Source organism: Bacillota bacterium (assembly GCA_023511455.1).
Lineage (GTDB): Bacteria > Armatimonadota > HRBIN16 > HRBIN16 > HRBIN16 > HRBIN16.
In genome coordinates, this window is the sequence record JAIMBJ010000007.1 from 15,129 (window position 1) to 30,507 (window position 15,379).

Below are 15,379 nucleotides of genomic sequence, written 5' to 3' on the forward strand. Positions count from 1 at the left end.
GGAGGAACGCCTCGCCGAAAGGATTAGGTCGTTCGATGGCGTAGTTTATCTGTGCACTCCAGTGGTTGGAGAGCTATAGCACATGGTGTATTCCAGTCATCGACAGGCAGAAAACATCGTCGAATTGGAGATTCTGCTGAGCCTTTTCCCTGTGTTGGCTTATGATGACCTTGCCGCACGTGAATATGGACGTATCCGCTCTTTGACGAAGCAACAGGGCTTCACACTACCGCCTGTTCACGCGATGATCGCTGCAACTGCACTGGTGCATGGTCTAACAGTGTTGACGTCGGATAGCGATTTCCTGCGGATTCCCGATTTGCGAGTGGAAAACTGGCTGATGTGAGCGCTGCTTAGGGCGATGATGGCAGACAAGCGAACCGTGGGGAGGTGGACTCCCGTGACACCCGAAAGATGAATCTGAGATGCTTCGCTAACACTCAGCATGACAATGGAGTGCCAACATCACATGACAGAAAGGTCATTGCTAGGAGTGCCGACATGAGTAAAGACGAGTCTCCGAACACGAGCGCGGACAAAGACGCACGTCCTATCGAGGTGGACTTCCCGTTGCAGAAAGTCTCCCAGGAGTCGGTGCGGGAGAAGAATATCCGACACGGGCACATCAGCACGCTGCATATCTGGTGGTCGCGCAAGCCGCTGGCAGCATCGCGGGCGTCCATCTTAGCCGCACTGCTGCCCGACAACCCCATCAAACGCCACGAGTACCTGAAACTCATCGAGCGACTCGCCCCGTGGGAAGACGCAAAGGCAAACAGCCGTGCGCTCCTACTACAGCAGGCGCGCGCCCTGATACGCGAGGCGTTCGGTGGGCGCGCCCCGCGCGTGTTAGACCCCTTCGCGGGCGGCGGCAGCATCCCGCTGGAGGCGATGCGACTGGGCTGCGAAACCTACGCGCTGGACTACAACCCCATCGCCGTGCTGCTCAATCGCTGCGTGCTGGAGTACCCGGCGCGCTTTGGCGCGCCCGACTCGGTGTCCAGCGTGCCCTTGCCACCATCCGACGCGCCGTCGCAGGCGACCTTGCTCGTGGATGTCCCTGCCCCATCGCCCCTGTTGCTGGCGGTGCAGGCGTGGGGCGACTGGGTGCTACACGAGGCGCGGAAGCGACTGGAACGCTTCTACCCGCCCGACCCTGACGGCTCGATTCCTGTCGGCTACTATTGGATGCGCACCGTGCCCTGCCAGAACCCCAGCTGTGGCGCGGAAATCCCCCTCACCGCCAACTTGTGGCTGGCAAAGAAAGACCAGAAAGAGGTGGCGCTGAAGATTGTGCCTGAGCGTGCGCAGAGGCGGGTGGCGTTCCAGATTGTGGGTCAGGAGGGCGAACCGATAGACTTCGACCCTGAGCGGGGCACGGTGGCGCGGGCGCATGTGGAGTGTCCCCTGTGCGGGGGCGTGATAGACGACAAGACGACCCGTCGTCTGTTCCAGGAGGGCAAGGCGGGTCAGCGGATGGTTGCCGTGGTGCTGCACCACCCTAATCATCGGGGCAAGCGGTATCGGCTGGCGACCGAAGCGGATGGGGACGCCTACCGCGCTGCTCAAGCGGAGCTGCAGCGTGTGCGCGACCGTCTGCGCGAAGAGTGGGGCATGGAGCCGGTGCCCGATGAGCCGCTGCCGCCGCTGGAAGCGCTCGGTTTTCGAGTCCAGCGCTACGGTCTGACCCGTTGGGGCGACCTGTTCAATGCGCGGCAGCAGTTGGCGTTGGTGACCTTTGTTGACCTGGTGCGTCGGGCGCACGCCGAGATGCTGGCGCAGGGCGCCGACCCCGAATTCGCTAAAGCCGTGGCGACCTACTTGGCGTTAACAGTCTCTCGAATGTCCGATTTTGAGACATCGCTAGCAGCCTGGCATCCACAGTGGGAGTTTTCTAAGAACACATTCTCACGACAGGCAATCCCGATGACTTAGGATTACTCAGAGCTTAATCCGTTGTCTCCCATCCTAACAGGCACTTGGCGGAGTATGTTTGGGCAAGTTATGGAAACCTTATCGAACCTTGTTAGCACTCCAATCTCAGATACGACTCTTGGGAGTATTCAACACGGTTCCGCGACCGACCTGCCGTGGGAAGACAACTTCTTCGACGCCGTCATCACCGACCCGCCCTACTACGATAATGTGCCCTACGCAGACCTCTCGGACTTTTTCTATGTGTGGCTCAAGCGCAGCGTGGGGCACCTGCACCCCGACCTGTTCGTCACCCCGCTCACGCCCAAATCCCAAGAGATGGTCGCCGACGCCAGCAAGGTGGGCGGCGATATGCAAAAGGCACGCGAGCGATTCGAGGCGATGCTTCTGCAGGCGTTTCGTGAAATCCGCCGCGTGCTGAAGCCGAACGGCATCGCCGTGATTGTGTTCGCGCACAAGACCACCGCAGCGTGGGAGACGGTGCTGGGCGCACTCACGGAGGCAGGACTGCGCATCACGATGGCATGGCCCATCCACACCGAGATGCAGGCGCGGTTGCGCGCGCAGGAGTCGGCTGCACTGGCGAGCAGCATCTATATGGTCTGTCGCAAGCGTCAAGGCGCGACAACGGGCTACTGGAGCGAGGTGCGCCGTGAGACGCGCGAGCGCGTGGAGCGCCGCCTGCAGCAGTTCTGGGACGCAGGGGTGCGTGGGGCGGATATGTTCATCAGCGCGATTGGCGCGGCGATGGAGGTCTTCACCCGCTATGCTCGCGTGGAGAAAGCGTCGGGCGACCCTGTGCCGTTGGGCGAGTTTTTGCAGGAGGTGCGCCAGGTGGTCGCCGAGTTTGCGCTGCGGCGCGTGCTACACGAGCAAGCCGTTGCCAGCGAGCTGGACGCGCTCACCCGCTTCTACCTGCTCTATCGCTGGTCTTACGGGCGCGCGGAGGCGCCGTTTGATGAGGCGCGCAAGTTGGCGACCAGCGTCGGGCTGGAGCTGACGCAGGTGTGGGGCGCGGGCGAGGTCATCGAGCAGGACAAGGAGCGCGTGCGCGTGCGGGCGCACTACGAGCGGGCGTGGGGCGTGCGTGTGGGCAGGAATGCGGGGCTTCGACGTCCAAAGACAACGATTGAGCAGTTCACGATGGAGGCGATGCAGCAGGGCGAGGGCGGGAAGGACGATGCGGTCGCCGCATGGGATGTGCTGCGGGAGCGCGGGCGCAGCGCGCTGATTGAGGCGATTCAGCTGGCAGCGGCGCTGTGGGAGGCGAACCAGCTGAGCCTGTTGCGCGAATGGCTCGACGAAGGCTACGGTAACCGCCCCGCCTTCTGGCTGACGGCGCAAGCCATCTCGGAGCTCCTGCCCGACGGCGAGCGCGAACGCCGCGTCCTGCAAGGACTACTTGCACATCGGTAAAATAACAGATGGAGGCACCCATGCGGGCATGGTACGAGGTGATTAAGCCGCGCGCGGACATTCTGAGTGGCGAGTTGGACGAGGCGATTTTCGCGGCGAACTTGGCGGATGTGCTGCACGGGCGCGCGCCGCTGGAGTATGGCGACCCCGCGCGGTTCTTTCAGCAGACCTACCCGACGCAGGGGCTGGTGAACCTGCTGGCGGCGGTAGCGAAACGGCTGGCGCAGGGTACAGGCGACTCGGTGATTCAGCTCCAGACGCCGTTCGGCGGGGGCAAGACGCACGCGCTGATCAGCCTTTACCACCTGTTTCGGCATGGGAGGCAGTTCCCCGACGCCGTGCTAGTGCGCCAGACGGTGGAGCGGGCGGGGCTGGACGCGCTGCCAGAGGTGCGCATCGCCTGCTTCGTCGGCGAGGACGCCGACCCCATTCGCGGCAAGACGCCGTGGGGCGCGCTCGCCGAGCAGCTCGGCGTCTACCCGCTGGTGGAGGAACACGACCGCCGCCGCCGCGCGCCCGGACGCGACCTCGTGCTGCAAATGCTCGGCGAACAACCGACGCTGATCCTGCTCGATGAGCTGGCGGTCTACCTGGTGGCAGCAAAAGACTTTCAGGATCAGGTGCTGGCGTTCTGTCAGCAGTTGACGGAGGCGGTGAGCGTCTCGCCGCGCGCCGCGCTGGTGGCGACGCTGCCCAGCAGCGCGCCCTACGGCGAGGAGGGTGAACGCGCCCTGCGTCAGCTGGAGCAAATCTTCGGGCGCGTGCAGGCACTCTACACCCCCGTTGAAGGCGACGAGTTCTTCCGCGTGCTGCGCCAACGCCTGATGCAGGAAGTGATTGACCCCACCGAGCTGAACCGCGTCGTGGACGCCTTTTTCGAACTCTACAAGCGCGCCGATGTGCCCGAAGAGGCGCGCCAAGACGCCTACCGCGAGCGGATGCGCCTGGCGTACCCGTTCCACCCACTGGTCATCGACACGCTCAATCGGCGGTGGAGCACCTTTTCGAGCTTTCAGCGCACGCGCGGCGTGCTGAAGTTTCTCGCCTCCGCGCTGCGCGACCTGTACGAGCGTCAAGTGAACACGCCGCTGATTCTGCCCGCGCACCTGAATCTGGAATATGCCTCCATTCGGCAGGAGCTGCTGCGGCATATCGGCAACCCGTATGCAGGTGTCATCAGCCAGGACATTGCGGGCGCGGGCGCAAACGCCGTGCAGATTGACCAGCAGCTGGGCGCGGAGTACGCGCCGATGCGCATTGCGTCGGGGCTGGCGACCGCCATCTTTTTCGGCTCATTCAGCGCGGGCGAGCAGGTGGGCGTCACGGAGCCTGAGCTGCGCTTGGCAGTCCTGCGCCCGAACCTGCCCCCCGCCGTGATTGGCGACGCGCTGCACAAACTCACCCAGAAGCTCTGGTACCTCCACTCCGAGAGCGGGCTGTACGCCTTTCGGCTCACGCCCAACCTGAACAAGGTGCTGCTGGAGAAAGAGGAGCAGGTGCGCGCCCACGACTTAGCACAGCGCGTGCGCGACGAGGTTCAGGCGCGCATAGGACGCGAGAGCCTGACGCCGCTGGCGTTCCCGAATAATTCCGGCGACATCCCCGACACAAAGGAGCTGAAGCTCATCGTACTGGCGCCTGAACATCTCTTCGGCAGGTCCGAGACGGAGGCGTTCGTGGGGGAGTTGCTCACGCGCGCGGGGGACAAGCCGCGCGTCTACCGCGCCACTTGCTTTGTGCTTGCGCCCGACGCCAACGAACTGGAGCAACTCCAGCGTCGCGTCAAACAGCTGCTCGCGCTGGAGGCGATTCAACGCGACCAGAAGCTCCTGCAATCGCTCAGCGACGAAGACAAGCACACCGTCAGCGGTCGGATTAGCGAGATACGGAACGCCCTGCCGCAGTTGGCGCTGAGCGCGTATCGGCATCTTGCTCTCTGGCGCGAGAACGCCGTGCAGTGGTTCAATCTCGGCATCCCGACGGCGGGCAGGCAGGAGACGCTCACCTCGCGCGTGGTGAACTTTCTGCGCAAGGAAGACATGCTGGTCAGCCGCGTCTCGCCGCAGCTGGTGCGCGATAAGGCGGTCGGCGCGGATACCGATAAGCCCCTTGCAGAGGTGGTGGACGCTTTCTACAAGTACCCCTCGCTGCCGATAGTGGAGTCGCCGCGCGTGGTGCTGGACGCGATTCAGCGCGGGGTGCAGGAGGGGCTGTTCGCCGTGCAAATCGGCGAGCGCGTCTACTTCAAGGAGCCTGTGTCGCTGAGCGAGAGTGAGTATGGAGCGACGGTGCGCACCGACTACACGCCGCCTGCTGCGCAGCCGTCCGACCAGACCGCGCCCGCGACAGACGAGGCGACGCCTACGCCTTCGCGCGTTATCGAGAACGGCGTTGAGCTGCTTCCCCCGCCTGCGACGCCCGCCTCCGCGCCGACGCCCGCCCCCAGCTACCGACGCTACGCCCTGCGCGCCCGATTCTCCACCGACAAGTTCTCGGAGGTCTACTCCAGCGTCATCAAGCCGATTGTCGAAACGGGACGCAGCTTCACCTTCACGCTGGAGTTCGAGGTGGACGGCGAGCTGCCCAAGCAAGTGGTCGATATGCGCGTGTCGGAGTCGGCGCGGCAGCTCGGTCAAGTGGAACGCGAGGAGAAGGCATAACCGATGGACGCGCCGCTACGCAAGGGGCAATTGCTGGAGTCCAGCCGCTACCCTGAACCCGTCACGGTCATCGAGGTGGAGCCTTACGGGGGGGATGGGATATGGCTATTGCGTGCAGTGGGCGTCAACTCGCGTCAATACTACGAAGAAATCCTCACAACAGATGAGCTGCGTGCCTTGTGCCCCGCTGCGCCGCTGGCGAGCGACTCTCGTGGCGATGCGGAGCTGTTCTTTCTGGGCATCGAGGCGCACCGCCTGCGCGCGGCGTACCTGTTCGACCCGCTGCTCGCGGTCAATGTCTCGCAAATAGACCCGTTGCCTCACCAGATCGAGGCGGTGTACCACTACATTTTGCGCCAGCCCGATGTGCGCTTCCTGCTGGCGGACGACCCTGGCGCGGGCAAGACCATCATGGCGGGGCTGCTGCTCAAGGAGCTGAAGTATCGCGGAGTCGTGCAGCGCACGCTGCTGGTTGTGCCCGGACACCTCAAGTACCAGTGGCAGCGCGAGATGAAGGAGAAGTTCGGCGAGCCGTTCGCCATCATCGATCGGGGCGTGCTGGACACCCACTGGGGACGCAATGTGTGGGAGGAGCAAGCGCAGGTGATTACCTCACTCGATTTCGCCAAGCGGGACGATGTGCTGGAGACGCTGCAGGAGGTGCATTGGGACTTGGTGATTGTGGACGAGGCGCACAAGATGGCGGCGTACCAGTACGGCTCCAAGACGAACAAGACGGCGCGCTATCGGCTGGGCGAGCGGCTCTCGCTGCAGACACACGGACTACTGTTCCTGACGGCGACGCCCCATCGCGGCGACCCCGAAAACTTTCGGCTGTTTCTGGACCTGTTGCGCCCGGGCTTTTTCGGCACCGTGGAGATGCTCAACCAGTCGATCCAGCAGCAGGACAACCCGCTGTTTTTGCGCCGTCTGAAGGAAGACCTCAAGGACTTTCACGGACGCCCGCTGTTCCCCCCGCGCCGTGTCTACACGCGCACCTTTCGGCTGAGCGACGCCGAGAAACGGCTCTACAATCGCCTCACCGAGTATGTGGAGCAGGAATACGGGCGCGCGATGCAGGGCGAGAAGCGCAATGTCGCCTTCGCGCTGCTTTTGCTGCAGCGACGCTTCGCCTCCAGCATCTACGCCGCGCGCAAATCGCTGGAGCGACGCCGCGACCGCCTGCAAAAGTTTCTGGAGCTGGGCGCGCGATTCACTGAGCAGGGGCAAGGGGTGCTGTTCCTCGATGAAGACGAACTGGAGGAGTTGGAAGAGCAAGAGCGCGTGCAGCTGGAAGACGAACTGCTGGAAAAGCTCACCAACGCTGCCACGCAGGCAGAGCTGAGGCGTGAAATCGAAACCCTCAACGATCTGGTGCAGCTTGCGCGTCAAGCAGAAAAGCAAGAGATTGAAACGAAACTGAACGAACTCCGCGAGGTGCTGGACGAACTCAACCTGCGCGGCACGCGCGAGAAACTGCTCGTGTTCACCGAATCGCGCGACACGCTCGACTATCTGGTGCGGCAGCTGCGCAAGTGGGGCTATGCGGTCACCGAGCTGCACGGCGGGATGAACTTGGACGCACGCATCCGCGCCGAACACGAGTTCCGCCACGAGACTCAAGTCATGGTCTCCACCGAGGCGGGCGGCGAGGGGATTAACCTGCAGTTCTGTGCGCTGATGGTCAACTACGACATCCCGTGGAACCCGAACCGCTTGGAACAGCGCATGGGGCGCATCCATCGCTACGGGCAAAGCCGCGAGGTGCATATCTACAACCTTGTCGCCGAGGACACCCGCGAGGGCGAGGTGCTGGCGACGCTGTTTGAGAAGCTGCAGAACATCCAACAGCAGATGGGCACCGACCGCGTGTTCGATGTCATCGGTGACCTGCTGGAAAAGAGCCTGCGCGAGTTGATTGTGGAGGCGATTACGAACCCCACGCGCTGGCACGAAATTGTGAGCCAGATTGCCACGACCCCCGACGAGGCACTCATAGCGCGCGTGCGCGAAGCCACGCAAGAGGCGTTAGCCACGCGCCACATCGACATGCAGGCGATTCTGGGCGAGGAGCGTCGTGCCCGCGAGCAGCGTCTCGTGCCCGAGTATGTGGAGCAGTTCTTCGAGCGCGCATGTCGGCGTCTGGATATCCGCTTGCGCCGCCCTCCACCTCACCTGTGGAGCCTCGATACACCCTACGAGCTGCGTCGCCAGTCCCAAGCGTTCAAGCGCGCCTACGGCGAGGTGCAGCCCAGCTATCAGCGCTTGACCTTCCACAAATCGGTCGCCCGCGAGCAAGGCGCGGAGTTCATCGCGCCAGGACACCCCCTGCTGGAGGCGGTCGTCGAGCAACTGTTGGAGCAGAGCAAGACCGCTTTGGCGCAGGGCGCGACCTTCGTCGACCCCGACGGCAAGCGCGACCGCTGGCTCTACTTCTACGCTTTGGAACTGCGCGATGGGAACAACCAAGTCGCCGCACAGCGGCTAACGGCGATTTTCTGTCCGCACGGCGGCGCGCCTCAAAGCGTCAACCCGTCCATTCTGTGGGATTTGCAGCCCGCCGTGTCGCCGCCGTATCAGGCGCAACCACCCGATGAAGCCGCCATTCACACCTACCTGCTGCAGCACCTCCTGGAGCCGTTGGAGCAAGAGCTGCGGGCGCATCGCGAGCAACTGGCGGAGATCAAGCGCAGGTATGGCGTCGCTTCACTCAACCGCCGTATCGGGGAGTTGACCCAGCGTCTGCTGGAGTACGAACAACGCTTGGTGCCTGCGCCTGAAGTGGCGAATGTGCGCCGCCGCAAAGAGGAAGCAGAGGCGCGCAAACAAGCGTTAGAGGCACAGATCGAGCGCGAGCGCACGATTCGGCGCGTGCCGCCGCGCTTGCTCGGCGTGGCGCGAGTGGTTCCCGCGCCGTCGGACAGCCTCCCGATGCACGCCGACGCCGCCATCGAAGCCATCGGGATGCAGGTCGCGATGGAGTACGAGCGTCAGCAGGGGCGCGTTCCCGTCGATGTCTCCGCCGAGAATCGCGGCTACGATATCCGCTCCGAAGCGCCCGACGGCAGCGTGCGCTACATCGAGGTCAAGGCGCGCGCCCACATCGGCGACCTCGTGCTAACGCCCAACGAGTGGACGATGGCGCAACGGCTGGGCGACGAGTACTGGCTGTACATCGTCACGGCCGCGGCGAACCAGCCACAACTGCAGTGCATCCAGAACCCTGCAGCAGCACTCAAACCGCTGCCAATTGAGGGAGTCGTGCGCTATCAAGTGCCGATGGAACACTGGCAGCGAGTCGCACGTCCAGCGGAGCCGTCAGCTCAACTTTCGACCGAAGGCGCATTATAGTTGGTCCGATAGACAAATTATCTATCCGAACATTCTCTAAGAGGACGATGATGGACAAAAGTCTCATACTGTGTCTGTTGCTCTGTTTGTCGCTGATGACGGCGCACGCGCAACCCATTCGCTTCTACGTCGCAACCGATGGCAACGATGCATGGTCGGGCAGGCTTGCCAGACCGAACGCCCGCCGCACGGATGGTCCCTTTGCCACGTTGCAACGCGCGCAGAAAGCGGTGCGTGAGGTCAAAGCCAGCCGCACCGCGCAGCCGATCGAGGTCATCGTGGGGCAGGGGGTGTATTACCTGAAGGAGCCGCTGGTTTTCACTCCACAGGACTCGGGCACCAGTCCGTCTCCGATTACCTACCGTGCGCAACAGCCAGGCAAGGTCATCCTCAGCGGGGGCAGAGTTGTATCGGGCTGGCGAAGGGTGGATAAACGACTCTGGTCAGCGCGGGTACCCGAAGCGCGAAGTGACGACTGGACTCCTCGCCTGCTGCGCGTGGGCAATCGCTGGGCAATCCGCGCGCGACATCCCAACTTCGATGCGAAAAACCCTCTCACTGGCGGCTGGCTCTTCGCCGACTTTCATGGGGAACGATGGGAGCGCGGCGTCTTTGGGCAGGGAGTTGGTAATATCCATAATCCTGGCGATACCCTCGCTTGGCGCGTGCGCGTTCCCGAGTCGGGCACGTATCGAGTATGGATGCGGTACGCTGCCGATAACACTGGCGACGCGGTGGATATGAGCGGTCGGTGTGCCTTGCAGGTGGACGACGGTCAACTGGTAACCCTGCGAAACTTGCCGAACACGGGCGGCTGGGGAGCGTTTCGCTGGTCGATGGTGGCGGAGCTGCGTCTGGAAAAAGGGGAGTGTGTGTTGCGATGGAGGAACCTGCTGGGCGGCGGGCTGAACCTGGACGCACTGGCGCTGGTGCAGGACAGCGATTGGAACCCCGAAACCGCCATCGGTGGCTACGAATGGTGGGGCGCGTATCGTCTGGAACAGCCCAGAACCGGGCGCCTACTGCTGATTCAGGCGGAAGCCTGCGACGAAGCCATTGGCAAAGAGGTGACCGTTGCCACGCCACAGCCCCCCGGCTCGCGCGAGGTATTGTCTTTCCGTGAAGGCGATATTCCCCGCTGGCGAGACGTATCAGGGGCAGAGTTGCACATTTTCCCCGCGTGGGGCTGGGTCAACGCGATTGCACCGATTGTGCGTATCGACTACGACGCCAGAAGGGTGATTTTACCACCCGACGGTTATACGGATGAGATACGGCTCGGCAATCGCTATTTCATTGAAAACGTGCGCGACGCGCTGGATGCACCCAACGAGTGGTATCTGGACAAGCGCACGGGCGAGTTGCTCTACATCTCTGAGAACGAGAAGCCTCCTGTGGAGCCAGCCGTGCTGACACGGTTAGACCGCCTCATCGTGCTGAAGGGTGAGCCGGGGCAGAACCGCTGGGTGGAACACCTTCGCTTTGTCGGCTTCACTTTTATGGACACCGACTACACCCTCACCACGAACTACTACATGCCTGCCGACGCGGTGATATGGATGTCGGGGGCGCGTGATTGTCTGGTCAAAGATTGCAGGTTCCGCCGTGTGGGCGGTTACGCGCTTCGGCTGGAGGAACAGAGCCATCGCGTGCAGTTTGTGAAGAACCGCGTGGAGGAAGCAGGGCAGGGGGGTGTTATTCTCGTTGGCGATAACCGTTCGCAGCCACGCCATAACCTCATCGCAGGCAACGTAATGCAGCAGCTGGGTCTGGTGTACAAACACGTTGCCGGGGTGTACGTCATCACCGGCAGCGACAACCGTATTGCACACAACACTATCTGGGATACTCCGCGCTATGCGATTTCTCTCAAGACGCTGGACGAGACGCGGCAGTCTCACCGCAACATTGTGGAATATAACGACCTGCGCCGCACCAATCTGGAGACCAACGACACGGGCGCAATAGAGACACTGGGCAGAGACCAGCAGGACACCGGAAACATCATTCGCTACAACCTCATACTGGATTCGGTAGGCATGGTGAGTACACCCGACGGCAAGGTCATCACGCCGTACTTCACCTGGGGCATCTATCTGGACGACTACAGCAGCGGCACGACGGTGTATGGCAACGTCGTGGCGCGTACGGTGAACGGGGGCATCTGCGTACACGGAGGCAAAAACAACCTGTTCGAGAACAACATCTTCGTGGACGCCTCAGTAGAGCAAATTCGCCTGCAACCGCGCGATGAGTTCATGCAGGGCAACCGCTTCGTGCGGAACATTGTGGTCTACTCAAAACCCGAAGCATCGCTCATCTTCTCATGGGACAGTCGGCGCGACCGCTTTAGCGAATGGGACTATAACCTGTACTGGCTGCGCGGAGCAGATTTGCGCACAATAAGTCGGCGTATCACGCCCTTTGGTACCTTTGAGGACTGGATCAAAGCGGGCTTCGACGCACACTCGGTGGTTGCCGACCCCATGTTCGTTGCACCAGACAAGGATGACTATCGTCTGCAGCCGGACTCACCAGCATACCGGCTCGGCTTCAAACCCATACCGGTGGAGAAGATAGGAGCAAGGGGGTATCAGGATTAGTGGCGTCAAACCCAACCCCATACTTTGATGACCTCCATCATTGGGGGACGTTCCCACAGCCACTCGACTCGAAGCCAGAAGCCTTCTATCGCAACAGAGTGGTACTCGCCTTCCTGTCCCACAAAGGCCGGTTGATAGATACCCTTCTCGGAAAGCACGTAAAACTCCACCTGCTTGCGCTCGGGGTCGATGATCCAGTACTCCCTCACGCCTGCCTGCTCATACTCATAGTATTTCTCTCCGCGGTCGCGGGCACGACTTTCCGGGCTGATAACCTCCACCACCAAGTCGGCAGGTCCGTTCAGGAAGTGCCGTTGGATGAGATGTTGTCGCTCGGCGGAGACGAAGAGAATGTCTGGTGAACGACCGGGCAGGTTGGGACCGCTCTTCATCTGGAAAGGCTCGGTAAGTACTCTGCCAGCACGGGTCTCGAGCGTGTGAAAGAGGAGTAGCGTCGTGAGATAGTTCACTACTGCTTGATGTTCATCGCTCACAGGGCTCATGAGAATAACCTCACCGTTCACCCACTCCGCCCAGGTGTCTTCGTCCAGCCACTCCAGGAACTGCTCGTAGGAGATTTTTCCTTCGGGCAGAGGACGGGCGGAGGACGCTTGCGTCAGCGTTGCCATGCGGCTCACCTCCGCCCGTATTATATCCCATTCGCAAGCTATCGTTCAATCAGGTAATACATCACCGTGGGCTGCAGAGTGACTTTGCCTCCCGTCGACGCTTTGCCTGCCGGATGGCCGTTTGCATCCAGAGGAGTTACTTTCATCTTGCTGGCATCGGGACGGTTGAGAGTAACCGTACCTGCGAACCGCCGGACGTTAATCGGCGCGGTACCAAGACTCTGGATGGCTCTTTTGCCGCTACCAGGCGCGCTCCAGCCGTAGTTGGTATCCTCGCTCATCACCTGCAGGAGCATCTTCCGCGAAGTGCGCAAAGGTTGCCCATCCAGCGGCACCAGCAACACCGTGCCGTAGTCCATCTGTGCGCTGATGCTGACATCGCGCAGGCTCACGGTGCCTGTCTTCTGCAGGAAGCCGCAAGCACCCTGCGCTTTGGGAGCGTTCACCGTAACCAGCCCCCACTGGTAATCCCATGTGAGCTCGCCCGTCGCGCTGCGCACAACGCCTTTGGTGCGGTCGATGTAGCGGGAGAGGTTTGCGATTCGTGACGGTGTATCGCCCTCCACGAAGTTCATCTGTACCTTGCCGACCAGATGGACGAGGGGGTCTATCGCCTCCAGCTGCTGTACCTGAGCGGTTTGCCCGGCCGGGATGTCCTTCGCACGCAGTTCGTCGAGGTTCATCGGCTGAGAGACGGGCGCGCCCTTCAGGGCGAAAAGGTCTGCCATCTTCAGGTTCGCCTCCACCACGACGGGACCTTCCTGCACCAGCCCCAGCCGGTATACCAGCGCATTGGCGGGAAACTGTCCCATTACCACTGGAGTCTGGATGGAAAACTTGCTCAATACCTGCTGCCACGAGGGTCCGGCGATGGCGAAGAAGTACACGCCATCCGTGCCCTGAAGTATTCCATAGGTGGCGAACAGGAAGGGGAAGTCTGCACGGAATCGGTTGGGTGGAGTCCAGTTCACCTCGCTGATGATGGAAGGCAGACCGTTGTAGATGACATCCATCAGCGGCAGGGAACCTTTCGCCACTTCGGTGAGGGCGCAGGCGTCGTCGTACAGGTCGCCAACGTTCAGAGACCATCCTGCGCGCTCGCCCTCATGCGGCCCGCCAAAGTAGCCGTGTCGGTCCATGTAATCGCACCCGGCGTTGCTCCACTTGTCCAGCGGACCCAGTATCTGCGCGCTGGCGGTAATCCAGTTGGAAGCCTGCACCAGCCCTTTGTAACCCAGCTCCTTCTTCAGGTAATCACGCATGCCGTCGAACCAGGCGCGCTGGTGTTTGGCGAGGAACTCGGCGGTGTCCTGCGCGCGCTTGTTGCGCTGGTTAAACATTTCCCACAAGCCCATGAATCCGGCGCGCCCTGCCGCTTCATCGTCTCCGCGGATGCGGTCGCCACCCCACGCCGCAAACGCTGCGCCCAGCGATCCATACTTCGCCTTCAGCCAGTTGCCGAACTCCTTTTCCAGTATCTCCATCTGCTGAGCCGGGATGTTCTGGTAGGGGGTGAATGTCCAGAAGAAGTAAGAGTCTTCATTCATCAACTCCACCATCGCCACCGCTGGGTCATCCTTCAGCGCGACGCCTGTGTACGGATTGCGTGTGGTCATCAGCGCGCGCCACCAGCTCTTGTAGACCTCCTGAAATCGCTTGTTGAAAAACGGCATGGCGAAAGGATGCTGGTAGTTGTAGTCCCCGTAGCCGTCCTGCGGCGTGAACCGCAACCACAGGGGGAAATAAATCGACAGGGTAACGTAGATGCCTTCCCGCTTCATCGCGGCGATGAAGTAGAAGTACTTGTCCAGATACTCCCTGTCCACCTTCGTGTAGTCGTTCTCCTGCCAGATGCCTCCATGCAGCCGCACCATGTTCACTCCGTATTTCGCCAGGTGGCGCGCCAGATAATCCACCGACGCCCTGTCCATGCGGATGATGTCGGGACCGACATTGACCGCCCAGAAGCGCACGGGTTTGCCGGTCTTGCTATGCAGAAACCGCCCATTTTTGACCACGATCCAGCCGTTTTCGCCCGCGACCTTCTCGTTCAAGAAGCGCAGGTCGATGGGCGATGGGCGGAAGTCATCCGGTGCAGGCTCAAAGGCAAACCATCCATCCATGCTGAGATTGTATTTTTCGTTCGGCTTCAGTTTGCCGCGTGGGATGATATAGCGGTTGGTCAGCAGGAAGGCGTCAAAGCAGACCGCGCCCTCGTTTTGCAACACCTCGACGCGCAACCGATGGGTTCCAGCCGATAGATTCACCTGCCCGAGAGACACCCAGTTTGCTACCACGAACTGCCGTAACGGGGCTTCGTCCAGCAGCGATACATCGCGTCCACATATCTGCCACTCCTGGTCATCGAATCGCCAGCGGAAGGGACCATGCTTCCAGAACTTGCGGGCGAAGAAGAAGTAGTTGCCGCTCTGCGGCACCTTCACTTCGTATTCCAGAAACAGGGTCTTGCCGCCGTAATTGCCGTCTGCGCCAATCCACCTGCTTTCAGACAGCACGCTTGCCTCTTGCGGATTGGCAAGTTCAAAGGAGTGACGTTCGGGAAAGTTGGTCGCTGAAGGCTTCTCGCCTTCCCACCATACCCATACCAGCCCCGGTTGCGCGGGCTGGCGCGGGGTAGGGGACTGCGCGTAGCAACCCACTACTGCCACGAGCAGAAGGGGTACCAGGCAGCTTCTTCTATTCACGGCGAACCTCCTTAACCATTCAGATGGATTACTTAAGCGTTTTAGTACTTCAGCAAAGTTGCGCTTTGTTCCTGCATCAG

6 protein-coding genes and 1 pseudogene are annotated in these 15,379 nt (G+C 61.6%); 5 read left to right on the top strand and 2 right to left on the bottom strand.

Annotation, left to right across the window (positions count from 1 at the left end):
- Positions 1-82 precede the first annotated feature (82 nt).
- The 5 genes and pseudogenes from K6U75_06245 (at position 83) to K6U75_06265 (ending at position 11,965) form a co-directional block, all read left to right on the top strand.
- Positions 83-346: a type II toxin-antitoxin system VapC family toxin gene (locus K6U75_06245; protein MCL6474637.1), complete on the top strand. Its 264-nt coding sequence runs from the start codon at positions 83-85 to the stop codon at positions 344-346.
- A gap of 155 nt (positions 347-501) precedes the next feature.
- Positions 502-3,351: pseudogene (locus K6U75_06250) on the top strand (DUF1156 domain-containing protein).
- 20 nt (positions 3,352-3,371) lie between these two features.
- Complete coding sequence (locus K6U75_06255; protein MCL6474638.1) at positions 3,372-6,011, top strand: DUF499 domain-containing protein; 2,640 nt, start codon at positions 3,372-3,374, stop codon at positions 6,009-6,011.
- Positions 6,012-6,014: 3 nt separating this feature from the next.
- Positions 6,015-9,362, top strand: a complete 3,348-nt coding sequence (locus K6U75_06260; GenBank protein MCL6474639.1) for a DUF3883 domain-containing protein — start codon at positions 6,015-6,017, stop codon at positions 9,360-9,362.
- 50 nt (positions 9,363-9,412) lie between these two features.
- The gene (locus tag K6U75_06265; protein MCL6474640.1) at positions 9,413-11,965 is read left to right on the top strand and encodes a right-handed parallel beta-helix repeat-containing protein; all 2,553 of its coding nucleotides are present in this window, start codon (positions 9,413-9,415) and stop codon (positions 11,963-11,965) included.
- Between the two features lie 5 nt (positions 11,966-11,970).
- On the opposite strand, the gene K6U75_06270 is transcribed toward K6U75_06265, so the two are convergent.
- The gene (locus K6U75_06270; protein ID MCL6474641.1) at positions 11,971-12,594 is read right to left on the bottom strand and encodes a Uma2 family endonuclease; all 624 of its coding nucleotides are present in this window, start codon (positions 12,592-12,594) and stop codon (positions 11,971-11,973) included.
- A gap of 38 nt (positions 12,595-12,632) precedes the next feature.
- Positions 12,633-15,299, bottom strand: coding sequence for a hypothetical protein (locus tag K6U75_06275; protein ID MCL6474642.1), 2,667 nt, complete (start codon positions 15,297-15,299; stop codon positions 12,633-12,635).
- Positions 15,300-15,379 lie beyond the last annotated feature (80 nt).

Bases quoted from the DNA above. Each gene is read 5' to 3' on its own strand.
- K6U75_06245 (MCL6474637.1), top strand. From the start codon at position 83: ATGGTGTATTCCAGTCATCGACAGGCAGAAAACATCGTCGAATTGGAG.
- K6U75_06255 (MCL6474638.1), top strand. From the start codon at position 3,372: ATGCGGGCATGGTACGAGGTGATTAAGCCGCGCGCGGACATTCTGAGT.
- K6U75_06260 (MCL6474639.1), top strand. From the start codon at position 6,015: ATGGACGCGCCGCTACGCAAGGGGCAATTGCTGGAGTCCAGCCGCTAC.
- K6U75_06265 (MCL6474640.1), top strand. From the start codon at position 9,413: ATGGACAAAAGTCTCATACTGTGTCTGTTGCTCTGTTTGTCGCTGATG.
- K6U75_06270 (MCL6474641.1), bottom strand. From the start codon at position 12,594: ATGGCAACGCTGACGCAAGCGTCCTCCGCCCGTCCTCTGCCCGAAGGA.